Raw genomic sequence first — 14,005 nt, forward strand, 5'->3', positions numbered from 1 at the left:
GCGACGGAGACTGGCGACGGTACCAGCCCCGGCGCCGGATTTACCCGCTAATAGAGCTTATGCTCACGCATGAACCCTTCCCCACCCAGCTGTCGCATCTGGCGTAAGATCCAGGCCTGGCGGTTGCGCACATAGCCCGAAGGCGCGTCGGCGCGATAGCGGATCGGGTTTGGCAGCACCGCGGCCAGCAGAGCCGCTTCCCCCGGCGTCAACTGGCTGGCGGGCTTATGAAAATAGCGCTGGGCGGCCGCTTCCACACCAAAAATCCCCTCGCCAAATTCGGCAATATTCAGGTAGACGGTCAGGATCCGCTTTTTACTCCACACGGTTTCCATGCCGACGGTCAATCCGGCCTCCAGCCCCTTGCGCAGCCAGCTACGACCATCCCACAAAAACAGGTTTTTCGCCGTCTGCTGCGACAGCGTTGACGCGCCGCGGATGCGGGTATCGTGACGCTCATTGTGCGCCAGCGCCTTTTCGATTGCCGAGACGTCAAACCCCCAGTGTTCTGGGAACTTCTGATCTTCGGCGGCAATCACCGCCAGCCCCATCCACGGGGAGATCTTATCCATGGCGACCCAGTCGGAGTGCGCCAGATAGTGGACATCGCCGGACAGCCAGGCGCTTATCTGCCGCTCAAGCATGACTGCCGAAAAGGGCACCGGCAGCACGCTAAACAGCGCGATCCCCCCGCCCCAGAAGACGGCGGCGATCAGCAGCAGACGCAGCGCCAGTCGTTTGAGCAGCGCGAAGGGCGCAATGCGGAGCTTCATGCGCTCAGCGCCAGCACGCGGGCGACCAGTTTTTCGATCCCAGTGGCGGCTTGCACAATATTCTCCGCCAGCATATACGCCGGGGTGGTGACCACTTTATTCTCTTCATCCACCACGATGTCGTCGACCGGGCAAGGCACATGCTCCGCCCCCATCTCCTCCACCACATCGGCAGTGTCGAGATCGGTCCCGATAGTCATCCGCAGCGGAAACGCAAAGATCTTCGGCAGCAGCGCCGGAGCGATGCACATAAAGCCCAGCGGCTTGCCGGCCTGATGCATCGCCAGCGCCAGGGCCCGCAGATCGTGGTCCACCTCGCATTTGCTGCCCTCGGCAGCGAAGCTGCTTAAGTTTTTCGCCGCGCCGAAGCCGCCGGGGACGATCAGCGCGTCCAGCGTCTCCTCACGCGCTTGCGCCAGCGGCAGGATGTCGCCGCGGGCGATGCGCGCCGCTTCCACCAGCACGTTGCGCTGCTCCGTCAACGGTTCACCCGTCAGATGGTTGATGACGTCGCGCTGCGGTTTATCGGGCGCAAAGCAGACCGCCTGCGCGCCGTTGCGCGCGATCGCCAGCAGGGTAATCACTGCCTCATGAATTTCACTGCCGTCGTACACGCCGCAGCCGCTCAGTACCACACCAATTTTTTTCATCGCCTTCGCTCCTCCATGCAACTCACTGAAACCAGTCAAAAATGTCGATTTACTCGCTATGCTTCACATATTTTACTGATTCATGTAACAAATTAGTTAAGCTTTGCTATCTTAATGAGCGAGCAATCCACTTCTCAGGTTGCGCCACGTAAAAACATCACTCAAATCACACTGGCTCAACCACCAGTTCCCTGGTGTTGGCGCAGTATTCGCGCACCCCGGTCTGTCCGGGGTCATTTTTTCCCGGCCTTCGCCACCCATGCCTTCAGAATCGCCACGTCGTTTTGCCACTCGGATTTCATCTCTTCAACCCATTCAGCGACATTATCAGACCAGGCAGGCAGGTCCGGCGTCTGGATCTGCTGACCCAGCTGCTGGATGTGGCGCAGGCCAATAGAACCCGCAGCCCCTTTGATCTTATGCCCCTCTTCGACGATCCCTTTTTGATCGCGGGCGGTGAGATTAGACTCAAGGACGGACATATAGCCCGGCATCATCTTCTCAAACACCGCGAGACCATCGTTGATAAGCTTCGGTCCCACCAGTTCGATGTATTGCTCCAGCATATCGGTATCCAGCACCGCGTCGGCTTTATGCAGATCGGCCGCCGGCGCTTCCTGCGCCTCCTCTTCCGGCGCATCCCAGAATTTTTTGATCATGGCCGTCAGCGCCGGCACCGATAGCGGCTTGCTCAGCACATCGTCCATGCCGGCATCAAGATACTCTTTCTTATTCTTCAGCACGTTGGCGGTCAGGGCTACCAGCGGCGGCAGCTCATCCGCGGCAAAATTCTGTTTTAGCTGACGAGAGATATCCAGACCCGTCATATCCGGCAGCTGGATATCCAGCAGCACCAGGTCGTACTCGCCAGGCTCAAACATCTCCAGCGCGGCTTTACCGGTCATCGCGACATCCACGCTGTTACCCAGCTTTTCCAGCACCGAGCGCGCCACGATGACGTTGAGCTCAATATCTTCTACCAGCAGCACGTTGAGCGCCGGTAATGGCATGTCGTCTTCCGCCAGGGTATCTTCCACTTCTTCCGCAATGGCAGGCGCATGGACGGTGAGCGTAAAGGTCGCCCCTTTACCCGGCTGGCTGGTGACGCTGATATCGCCGCCCATATTGCGCGCCAGGCGGCGCGATACGGCGAGGCCAATCCCGGTGCCGGTGGCTGGTTTGCCGCCGTGACTATCTTTGACCTGGTAATACATGGCGAATATTTTGTCCTGTTCCGCTTCAGGAATACCAATCCCGGAGTCTTCCACTTCGAAGTGCAGGATATCGCCTTCGTCATAGCGCACGCGGACGTTCACCCCACCGCCCTGTGGGGTAAATTTCACGGCGTTGCTGATAAGATTCCACAGGATCTGCCGCAGGCGGGTGCCGTCGGTGATCACCTTGTGCGGCAGCGGCAGGCTCGGCTCCAGCTCAAAGCGCAGTCCCTTCTGCTGCGCCTGCAGACCGGAAAGGTTTTCAAGGTCGGCAAGGAAGCTGGTGAAGTCCACCGGCTGGTTATCGAGCTGTACCTTACGGCGCTCCATTTTATCCATGTCGATAATATCATTGAAGATATTCCCCAGCGTCACCGCCGAGACATGGATGGTTTTCAGGTATTTTTCCTGCTCGCTGGTCAGTTCGGTATCCAGCAAAATTCGGCTCAGCCCGACGATCCCGTTCAGCGGGGTACGCAGCTCATGGCTGATGGTGGAGATGAAGGTGGTTTTATCCCGGCTGGCGCGTTCGAGTGCGTCCTGATAGCGTTTTCGTTCGGTGATATCGCGCCCGAAGCCCATCAGGCCGCGACGCTTACCGACGCGATCGTAGTACGGGACCTTGCGGATTTCGAAGCACGCTTTACGGCCATCGGGATAGTCCAGCCACTGCTCATAGGTCAGCGATACATTGTGGCGGAACACCTTCTCATCGGTTTCCAGCACCTTTTCCGCTGCTTCTTCGCTATAGACGTCCTGTGGTTTGAGGTGGATCAGCTGTTTCTCGCTTTTGCCGGTCAGCAGCTCCATCGCCCGGTTACAGCCGGAAAACTCTTTATCCTCATTGCGGTAAAAGACCAGGTCCGGGGAGGCGTCGAGGAAAGAGCGCAAAAAGGAGGATTGCTGTTCGAGCTGGATCTGCGTCTCTTCACGCTCTTTCATCTCGATCTTCAGCTGCTCAAGGGTGGTCTCACGCTCGGCTTCCGCCTTTTCACGTTCGCCAATCTCCTGATTCAACTGCGCGATATTGTCTTTCAGCTGCACATTCAGCTTCAGATCGCGCTCGCGCATCTCCTCCAGCTTCTCCACCAGCCGCGAAAGACGCTGGCGGGACTCTTCGAGTTGCTCCACCACCACCGAGAGAAAGTAGACCGCCCAAGGGGTGATGAGCAGACCGAAGAAGATAGAGCGGATAACGTCGATGCTTTCAACCTGGCCATGCAGCACCATGGTGACCGCCATCTGTACCACGATGGCCAGCACCACCAGCGCAAGAGCCAACAGCATTGAAAAGCGGACCAGACCCAGCTTCATCATCAGGTCGACATAATACTGCGCCAGCATACGAATTTGCTTCATAGGGGATTCCTTCACGACAACTCCGCACAATAATACTCAATTCTGAGCAATGCGCTGTAAGTTGTGCAAAAAATGCGGGAAGGAGCCGATATGACGGCTGGCCGCCAAGGCGAACCAGCCGCTAAAAAGAGGCATGGTCAGGAGGAGGCTAGCGCTTGCTTAGCGCCTCCCAGAGACCTTTGAGGTAGGTCACCCCGAGTGCGCGATCGTATAAACCATAGCCCGGGCGTCCGGTCTCTCCCCAGATAAAGCGGCCATGATCCGGGCGTATATAGCCGTCGAAGCCGTTATCGTGCAACGCTTGCATCACCTTGTACATATCCAGGGAGCCGTATTCTGACGGATGGGCGCACTCGTAAAAGTCTTTATCCTGCATCAGTTTAATATTGCGGACGTGGGCAAAATGGATCCGCTTGCGGCGGGTAAACTCAGCCAGAATAGCGTATACGTCGTTATCCGGATCTTCGGCAATCGAGCCGGTGCAGAGGGTAATGCCGTTGGCGGGTGAATCGACAGCCCGGCAGATCCAGTCCAGATCGTCGCGGTTTTTCACCACCCGCGGCAGGCCAAATATCGAGTACGGCGGATCGTCAGGATGGATCGCCATTTTCACGCCCACCTCTTCGCAAACCGGGATCACCGCCTGCAGAAAATAGACCAGGTTCTCCCGCAGCTTGTGGTCATCCACCGCGCTATATTTGGCAAACAGGGTCTGCACCTCCGCCAGCCGTTCCGGCTCCCAGCCCGGCAACGCGAAGCCGTTTGAATTCTCCAGGACCTCCTTCACCACGTCTTCCAGCCGCTTATCGATATCTTTCTTCTCAAAAGCCATCGTTAACGAGCCATCCGGCAGGACGTAGTTCATATCCGTCTTCATCCAGTCAAACACCGGCATGAAGTTATAGCAGATGACTTTGACGCCGAAGCGGGCAAGGTGGCGAATGGTCTGCTGATAGTTGGCAATATAGCGGTCACGGGAAGGGAGGCCGATTTTGATGTCGTCATGGATGTTGACGCTCTCTATCACCTCCATTTTCAGGCCTGCGGCATGGGCCTGGCTGACCAGACGCTCAATTTTATCCTCCGGCCATACCTCGCCGACCGCGACGTCATAGAGCGCGCCGACCACTCCCTCCACGCCGGGCACCTGGCGTATATGCTCTAATGAAACCTTATCTTCCTCTGGTCCAAACCAGCGCATTGTCATCTGCATCGTCATCACCTGCTCAACATAGTTTAATTTCACCCTACTACCATACCAGTAATCATAATTGATTGAGCCTTAACTGTCGTGATGACGATCACATTCCTGCTGACCGGCTCGTCGGTAAGGTCGCTTTCGCGGCATTCATAATTTTTCTCAATTTATTTCAATAGATTAATCATTCCCGGGCTTTTTCTGACGACCTTCGCCAAATGTGATCCAGAGCTAGTTATGATCAATTGCATACTTGTATGGTAATAAAAATAACGCTATTTGTTCAGAAAACAGACAAGGGAAGGAACAGAAATGAGAAGCGTCGTTGTCAAAGAGCCAGGCCAACTGAACATCGAATCCCGTCCGGTTCCCGCTCCGGGCGCCCACGAAGTCCGGGTGAAAATCGCCTTTGCCGGGATCTGCGGGTCCGATGTGCATATCTATCAAGGCCATAACCCCTTCGCGAAATATCCCCGCGTTATCGGCCATGAATTCTTCGGCATCATTGATGCCGTCGGCGAGCAGGTCTCTTCGGCACGCATCGGCGAGCGCGTCGCGGTCGACCCTGTCGTCAGCTGCGGCCATTGTTATCCCTGCTCGGTGGGGCGGCCGAATGTCTGTGCGCAGCTCCAGGTCATCGGGGTTCACCGCGACGGCGGATTCAGCGACTACGCCTGCGTGCCGGCGAAAAACGCCTGGCGCATTCCGGAGGCCATCAGCGATCGTCAGGCGACGATGGTTGAGCCTTTTACCATTGCGGCAAACATTACCGCCCAGCTGCAGCCCACGGCGCAGGATATCGCCCTGATCTACGGCGCAGGTCCGATGGGTCTGACGGCGATCCAGGCGCTGAAAGGGGTGTATGGCGTTAAGCAGGTGATCGTAGTGGACCGCATTGCCGAACGTCTGCAGATGGCGCGGGACAACGGCGCCGATTTGACGCTGGATAACACTCACCAGCCGCTGGCGGAACAGCTGGCGCAGCGGCAGATAGCCCCCACGCTGATCATCGATGCCGCCTGCCATCCGGCGATCCTTCAGGAGGCCATTCTCCTCGCCTCTCCCGCCGCACGCATCGGCATACTCGGCTTCTCCGGCGAGCCGTCCACCCTGACCCAGCAAAGCATCACCAGTAAAGAGATCTCCATTTTCTCCTCCCGGCTAAACAGCGGGCGTTTTCCGCTGGTTATCGACTGGATGGAGAAAGGCCTTATCCAGCCTGAGGCGTTAATCACCCACTGCATGCCGCTGGAGCAGGTAAAAGAGGCGATGGAGATTTTCGCCAACGATCGGAAAACTTGCTGCAAGGTATTGCTGCAGCTGGGTTAAATGCTAAATAACGGGCGACGTGAATATTGATATCCGTCGCGCCAGAGCTCAATAATATAATCATCATGGTGTCATCATGGGAAAAAATATCCGCTGGATTATCGTCCTGTTATTATTTTTAGTATATATGATTAATTATCTGGACCGGGTGGCGTTATCCATTACGGTACCAATGATTGAAAAGGATCTGGCGCTAAACGCTGAACAATTTGGTATTATTTTCGGCAGTTTTTTCTTCGGCTATGCGGTATTTAATTTTATTGGCGGTCTGGCCGTAGATAAGTTTGGCGCAACGCTGGTCCTGGGGCTGGCGGTGGGGATGTGGTCGCTGTTTTGCGGCTTAACTGCCTTTGCCACCGGCTTTTATTCCATGCTGATGCTGCGAGTCCTCTTCGGGATGGCTGAGGGCCCGATTTGCGCGTCGGCGAACAAGATGATCAACGGCTGGTTTCCCAAGAAGCAAGCGGCCACCGCCGTGGGGCTGCTCAGCGCCGGCTCTCCGCTGGGCGGCGCGGTTGCCGGCCCCATCGTCGGTTATCTGGCCCTGGCATTCGGCTGGCGCCCGGCGTTTATGATTATTTTCGCCATCGGCATTGTGTGGATGATAGTGTGGTTTTTTATTGCCGCTAACTCGCCGGAAAAACATAAACATGTCAGCCGGGAAGAGCTCATGCTCATTAATAATATGAAGCAAGAGGAGTCTGCGCTGGAATCAACTGAAAATCAAACCGCCCACTCGCTGGGTTATTATCTCAAACAACCTATTATACTGGTGACGGCCTTTGCCTTCTTTTGCTACAACTATATTCTTTTTTTTTCTCAGCTGGTTTCCGTCCTATCTGGTTCAGCAGCACCATCTCGATATTAAACAGATGAGCCTCACCACCATGATCCCATGGATAGTCGGCTTTGTCGGTCTGGCGCTGGGGGGCTATATTTCCGATAAAATTTTTAAACTCACCGGACGCCTGCTGCTGTCACGCAAAATTGTGCTGGTGGTATGTCTGCTGATGGCCGCCATCTGTGTGGGGCTTGCCGGTACCGTCAGCAGCGTCGTTCCTGCCGTTCTGCTGATGTCGGTCTCCATCTTTTTCCTCTATGTCACCGGAGCGATCTACTGGGCGATTATCCAGGACGTGGTGCATAAATCCCGCGTTGGCGGCACCAGCGGCTTTATCCACCTTATCGGCAGCGTCTCCGGCATCGTGGGACCGATTGTCACCGGCTATATCGTACAGTCTACCGATAAATTCGACAGCGCCTTTGTCCTCGCCGGCACTATCGCCGCGCTCGGCGCCCTGCTGGTGCTGTTCGTGATCAAAACGCCGCGTGTGACGATGAAAGCCAGTCAGGCTTAGTTGACAGGAAAGCCATGCCCGGCGCAGCCATCACGCCGGGCATCCTCTTAGACTATTTCGCCGACTGGGGCGCGACCCAGCTGCGGCCCAGCGCCGAACCCTGAGCGCCCTGCTCATTCAGATAACGATCCAGTTCAACCATTCCGGTCCAGCGATTTTCGCACCACAGCGGCGCGAGCAGCGTCGGCCGACGGGCGCTGGCCGATATGCGATGGTAGATCACCTCCGGCGGGGTATGGCGGATCATCTCCCCGGCGGTGACGGTATACGCCTCCAGTTCGATGCCATCGAGACGACCGGCCTGCCATGCTTTTGCCATAATGCTGCCTTTCACAATATGCAGCGGATGCAGCTTTATGCCATCCACGCCGGTGGTCACGACCCGCTCCACCGTCTCGAGGCCATGCTCCTGGCTCTCCCCGGGCAGGCCGACGATCAGATGCGCGCATACCTTCAGTCCGCGCTCACGCGCCAGACGCGCAGTGCGCTGGTAACAGGCGAAATCATGCCCGCGGTTAATGCGATGCAGGGTCTTATCATGGGTGGTCTGCAGCCCCAGCTCCAGCCAAACCTCATACCCCTGCTGGTGGTATTCACTGAGCAGGTCGAGAACCGCCTCCGGCACGCAGTCCGGGCGGGTGCCAACGCAGAGGCCAACGATATTCGCCTCGCTGACGGCCTGACGATACATCGAGCGGAGCACCTGCACTTCAGCAAAGGTGCTGGTATAGGCCTGAAAGTAGGCCAGATAACGCTTTGCCCGGTTAACAAGCTGCGCCTGATGGGCGAGCTGTTCGGCGATGGATCGATGCTGCTGCGCTTCATCCGCAAATGAGGCCACGTTACAGAATGTGCAACCGCCACGGCCCAGCGTACCGTCGCGGTTCGGGCAGCTAAAACCGCCGTGCAGCGTTAGCTTATGGACCTTTTCACCATAGCGGCGCAGAAGATCCCCACCAAACATATTGACTAATTTCTGTAACTGCATAATCTGATAGACCGGCCTCAACAAAGGGGGCCAAGCCTGCCACTTTTCGTCACCGACGGCGATGACCTGGATCAATCGTCAGCGCGGCGAATCATCCCATTGCATAAACAATCATGATTACTGCAATTTCATTCACCCACAGGGTAATGAGTTTTCCTTATATTTCATCATCGCGCGGCCCTAATCTGCTTTATGGTAAAAAACAGTATTAATATCCATCACACACATTTATAGCAGTCAAATGTGCTAATAATGAAATATATTTCAGCGTAGATCGGTAATGCAAAGCCGCGCGCACAGTGAGACAGATCACACTAGCCTTACCCTCTGCAGGCGTATCCAAAGCATAAAAAATAGCATTATTTATTTTAAAAACAACAGCTTAATACCTGCATAGCACATTTTTGTATTAATAAGATTGCCATTTGACGTAAGTGTGGATTCCCGATAAGTTGGGAATCCGCTGGAAGCTTTCTGGATGAGCACTCTGCTCATCATATTTATGCAGTAATTGAGATTCCCTCTTAACAGCAAGTCCTCAAACTTGTGTACCGATGCGAAAAGGATTTAAAGAGGGCGAATGCGAGGTGCAAACCCCGTCGCCATGCTCTTTCTGTGCCTGTGCGCAATCGGTATCGGAGGGGGTCCGTAGAGCCTGGGGAGGTTCACTGATATGTTGTACGACAAATCCCTTGAGAGGGATAACTGTGGTTTCGGCCTGATCGCCCACATAGAAGGCGAACCTAGCCACAAGGTAGTGCGAACCGCGATACACGCACTGGCCCGCATGCAGCACCGTGGCGCAATCCTTGCCGATGGTAAAACCGGCGACGGTTGCGGTCTGCTGCTGCAAAAACCCGATCGTTTCTTCCGCATCGTTGCCGAAGAGCGCGGCTGGCGTTTAGCCAAAAACTACGCCGTTGGGATGCTGTTCCTGAATAAAGATCCTGAACTGGCGAAAGCGGCGCGCCGCATCGTTGAAGAAGAACTTCAGCTTGAGACCCTGTCGATCGTCGGCTGGCGCGATGTGCCGACCAACGAAGGCGTGCTCGGTGAAATCGCCCTCTCCTCGCTGCCCCGTATTGAGCAAATCTTTGTTAACGCCCCGGCCGGCTGGCGCCCGCGCGATATGGAGCGCCGTCTGTTTATTGCGCGTCGTCGCATTGAAAAACGCCTGCAGGAAGATAAAGATTTCTACGTTTGTAGCTTGTCCAACCTGGTCAACATCTATAAAGGTCTGTGTATGCCGGCGGATTTGCCGCGCTTCTACCTGGACCTCGCGGACCTGCGCCTGGAGTCGGCTATCTGCCTGTTCCACCAGCGCTTCTCCACCAACACCGTACCACGCTGGCCGCTGGCACAGCCGTTCCGCTACCTGGCGCACAACGGTGAAATCAACACCATCACCGGCAACCGCCAGTGGGCTCGCGCCCGTACCTATAAGTTCCAGACCCCGCTGATCCCGGACCTGCACGACGCTGCGCCGTTCGTTAACGAAACCGGCTCCGACTCCAGTTCAATGGACAACATGCTGGAGCTGCTGCTGGCCGGCGGGATGGACATCGTGCGCGCCATGCGTCTGCTGGTGCCGCCAGCCTGGCAGAACAACCCGGATATGGATCCGGAGCTGCGTTCGTTCTTCGACTTTAACTCCATGCATATGGAGCCATGGGACGGCCCGGCGGGCATCGTCATGTCCGACGGTCGCTACGCGGCCTGTAACCTCGACCGTAATGGCCTGCGCCCGGCGCGCTACGTCATTACCAAAGATAAGCTCATCACCTGCGCCTCTGAAGTCGGCATCTGGGACTACCAGCCGGACGAAGTGGTTGAAAAAGGCCGCGTGGGCCCGGGCGAGCTGATGGTTATCGATACCCGTGCCGGACGCATTCTGCACTCGGCGGAAACCGATGACGATCTGAAGAGCCGCCATCCGTATAAAGAGTGGATGGAGAAAAACGTTCGTCGCCTGGTGCCGTTTGAAGATCTGCCGGACGAAGAGGTTGGCAGCCGCCAGCTGGACGACGATCTGCTGGCCAGCTACCAGAAACAGTTTAACTACAGCGCGGAAGAGCTGGACTCGGTTCTGCGCGTGCTCGGCGAAAATGGCCAGGAGGCGGTCGGCTCTATGGGCGATGACACGCCGTTTGCCGTCCTTTCCAGCCAGCCGCGCATTATCTACGATTACTTCCGTCAGCAGTTCGCCCAGGTGACGAACCCGCCTATCGATCCGCTGCGTGAAGCGCACGTCATGTCGCTGGCCACCAGTATCGGTCGCGAAATGAACGTCTTCTGCGAAGCGGAAGGCCAGGCGCATCGTCTGAGCTTCAAATCGCCGATCCTGCTGTATTCCGATTTCAAACAGCTGACGACGATGGAAGAAGAGCACTATCGTGCCGACGTCCTCGACATCACCTTCAACCCGGCAGAGGCTTCCCTCAGCGAGACGGTGAAGGCCCTGTGCGACAAAGCGGAGCAGATGGTACGCGATGGTACCGTGCTGCTGGTCCTCTCCGACCGTAACATCGCCAAAGACCGCCTGCCGGTGCCGGCGCCGATGGCCGTTGGCGCGATCCAGACCCGTCTGGTCGATAAAAGTCTGCGCTGCGATGCCAACATCATCGTTGAAACCGCCAGCGCCCGCGATCCGCACCACTTCGCCGTGCTGCTGGGCTTCGGCGCGACAGCTATCTATCCGTACCTCGCCTATGAAACGCTGGCGAAGCTGGTCGACAGCAAAGCCATCGATAAACCGTACCGTGCGGTGATGCTGAACTATCGCAACGGTATCAACAAAGGTCTGTATAAGATCATGTCCAAGATGGGGATCTCGACCATCGCCTCCTACCGCTGCTCGAAGCTGTTCGAAGCGGTCGGTCTGCATCGCGATGTCTCCGACCTCTGCTTCCAGGGCGTGGTCAGCCGCATCGGCGGCGCCGGCTTCGACGATTTCCAGCAGGATCTGCTGAATCTGTCGAAACGCGCATGGCTGGCGCGCAAGCCGCTGGCTCAGGGCGGTCTGCTGAAGTACGTTCACGGCGGCGAATATCACGCCTACAACCCGGACGTGGTGCGCACCCTGCAGCAGGCTGTGCAGAGCGGTGAGTACAGCGATTATCAACAATACGCGAAGCTGGTTAACGAACGCCCGGCGGCCACGCTGCGCGATCTGCTGGCGCTCAACCCGGGCGAAGATGCCATCAGCATCGACGACGTGGAGCCGGCGAAGGAGCTGTTTAAACGCTTCGATACCGCAGCGATGTCGATCGGCGCCCTGAGTCCGGAAGCGCACGAATCGCTGGCGGAAGCGATGAACAGCATCGGCGGCTTCTCCAACTCCGGTGAAGGCGGTGAAGACCCGGCGCGCTACGGCACCAACAAAGTGTCGCGCATCAAGCAGGTGGCATCCGGCCGCTTCGGCGTCACCCCAGCCTATCTGGTCAATGCCGACGTTATCCAGATCAAAGTCGCCCAGGGCGCGAAGCCGGGTGAAGGCGGTCAGCTGCCGGGTGATAAAGTCACCCCGTACATCGCCAAACTACGCTATTCGGTACCGGGCGTGACGCTGATCTCCCCGCCGCCGCACCACGATATCTACTCTATCGAGGATCTGGCGCAGCTGATTTTCGACCTCAAGCAGGTCAACCCGAAAGCGATGATCTCGGTCAAGCTGGTTTCGGAACCGGGCGTGGGCACCATCGCCACCGGCGTAGCCAAGGCTTATGCCGATCTGATCACCATCGCCGGCTACGACGGCGGCACCGGAGCAAGCCCGCTCACTTCAGTGAAATATGCCGGCTGTCCGTGGGAGCTTGGTCTGGTGGAAACCCAGCAGGCGCTGGTCGCTAACGGTCTGCGTCACAAGATCCGTCTGCAGGTGGATGGCGGCCTGAAAACCGGCCTCGATATCATCAAAGCGGCGATCCTTGGCGCGGAAAGCTTCGGCTTCGGCACCGGCCCGATGGTGGCGCTGGGCTGTAAATACCTGCGTATTTGTCACCTGAACAACTGCGCGACCGGCGTGGCGACCCAGGATGACAAACTGCGTAAGAACCACTATCACGGTCTGCCGTTCAAAGTGACCAACTACTTTGAATTTATCGCCCGTGAAACCCGCGAGCTGATGGCCCAGCTGGGCGTCAAGCGACTGGTGGATCTGATTGGCCGCACCGATCTGCTCAAAGAGCTGGATGGGTTCACCGCCAAGCAGCAGAAACTGGATCTGGGTAAACTGCTGGAGACCGCAGAGCCGCATCCTGGCAAAGCGCTGTACTGCACCGAAAATAACCCGCCGTTCGATAACGGCGTGCTCAACGCCCAGCTGCTGCAGCAGGCGAAACCGTACGTTGATGAAAAGCAGAGCAAAACGTTCTGGTTCGATATCCGCAATACCGACCGCTCCGTGGGGGCCTCGCTGTCCGGGTATATCGCCCAGACCCATGGCGACCAGGGACTGGCGGGCGACCCGATCGTCGCTCACTTTAGCGGCACCGCGGGCCAGAGCTTCGGCGTGTGGAACGCCGGCGGCGTGGAACTGCATCTGACGGGCGACGCCAACGACTATGTCGGCAAAGGCATGGCGGGCGGTCTGCTGGCCATTCGTCCTCCGGTGGGCTCCGCTTTCCGCAGTCACGAAGCCAGCATTATCGGCAACACCTGCCTGTACGGCGCGACCGGTGGTCGTCTGTACGCCGCAGGCCGCGCAGGTGAGCGTTTCGCGGTGCGTAACTCCGGCGCCATTACCGTGGTGGAAGGCATCGGCGACAACGGCTGTGAATATATGACCGGCGGCATCGTCTGCGTGCTCGGTAAAACCGGCGTCAACTTTGGCGCAGGGATGACCGGCGGCTTTGCCTATGTCCTGGATGAAGATGGCGACTTCCGCAAGCGCGTGAATCCGGAGCTGGTGGAAGTGCTGGACGTTGACTCTCTGGCCATCCATGAAGAGCACCTGCGCGGTTTAATCACCGAGCACGTACAGCTTACCGGTTCGCAACGCGGCGAAGAGATCCTCGCCAACTGGCCGGCCTTCTCCGCGAAGTTTGCGCTGGTTAAACCGAAGTCCAGCGATGTTAAAGCACTGTTGGGTCACCGTAGTCGTTCCGCAGCTGAGCTGCGGGTGCAGGCGCAGTAAGG

7 protein-coding genes and 1 pseudogene are annotated in these 14,005 nt (G+C 57.2%); 3 read left to right on the forward strand and 5 right to left on the reverse strand.

Annotation, left to right across the window (positions count from 1 at the left end; genetic code table 11):
- Positions 1–47 precede the first annotated feature (47 nt).
- The 4 genes from mtgA to uxuA form a co-directional block, all read right to left on the reverse strand.
- Positions 48–773, reverse strand: coding sequence for a monofunctional biosynthetic peptidoglycan transglycosylase (gene mtgA / locus ACQUTI_RS18700; RefSeq protein ID WP_017899919.1), 726 nt, complete (start codon positions 771–773; stop codon positions 48–50).
- Positions 770–1,423 carry an isoprenoid biosynthesis glyoxalase ElbB gene (gene elbB / locus ACQUTI_RS18705; RefSeq protein ID WP_004206211.1) on the reverse strand — a complete coding sequence of 218 codons (654 nt, stop codon included), beginning with the start codon at positions 1,421–1,423 and terminating at the stop codon, positions 770–772. Before elbB ends, mtgA begins: the two co-directional genes overlap by 4 nt.
- A gap of 233 nt (positions 1,424–1,656) precedes the next feature.
- A complete protein-coding gene (gene arcB / locus ACQUTI_RS18710) occupies positions 1,657–3,996 on the reverse strand; it encodes an aerobic respiration two-component sensor histidine kinase ArcB (protein ID WP_048325849.1) in 2,340 nt (779 codons plus the stop codon).
- 148 nt (positions 3,997–4,144) lie between these two features.
- Complete coding sequence (uxuA, locus tag ACQUTI_RS18715) at positions 4,145–5,209, reverse strand: mannonate dehydratase (RefSeq protein WP_025999212.1); 1,065 nt, start codon at positions 5,207–5,209, stop codon at positions 4,145–4,147.
- Positions 5,210–5,506: 297 nt separating this feature from the next.
- Here uxuA and ACQUTI_RS18720 point away from each other — a divergent pair, with 297 nt between their 5' ends.
- Positions 5,507–6,523 carry a Zn-dependent oxidoreductase gene (locus tag ACQUTI_RS18720; RefSeq protein ID WP_004206214.1) on the forward strand — a complete coding sequence of 339 codons (1,017 nt, stop codon included), beginning with the start codon at positions 5,507–5,509 and terminating at the stop codon, positions 6,521–6,523.
- Between the two features lie 76 nt (positions 6,524–6,599).
- Positions 6,600–7,881, forward strand: a pseudogene (locus ACQUTI_RS18725) (MFS transporter).
- Positions 7,882–7,933: 52 nt separating this feature from the next.
- Here ACQUTI_RS18725 and ACQUTI_RS18730 read toward each other — a convergent pair.
- Positions 7,934–8,869: a TIGR01212 family radical SAM protein gene (locus ACQUTI_RS18730; protein ID WP_114508474.1), complete on the reverse strand. Its 936-nt coding sequence runs from the start codon at positions 8,867–8,869 to the stop codon at positions 7,934–7,936.
- A gap of 673 nt (positions 8,870–9,542) precedes the next feature.
- On the opposite strand from ACQUTI_RS18730, the gene gltB reads away from it, so the two are divergent.
- Positions 9,543–14,003 (forward strand): glutamate synthase large subunit, encoded by a 4,461-nt coding sequence (gene gltB / locus ACQUTI_RS18735; RefSeq protein WP_017899925.1) that lies wholly within the window; start codon positions 9,543–9,545, stop codon positions 14,001–14,003.
- Positions 14,004–14,005: the final 2 nt, after the last annotated feature.

It is taken from the genome of Klebsiella sp. 7-CIP_Kleb. (genome assembly GCF_050378655.1).
GTDB lineage: Bacteria > Pseudomonadota > Gammaproteobacteria > Enterobacterales > Enterobacteriaceae > Klebsiella > Klebsiella quasipneumoniae.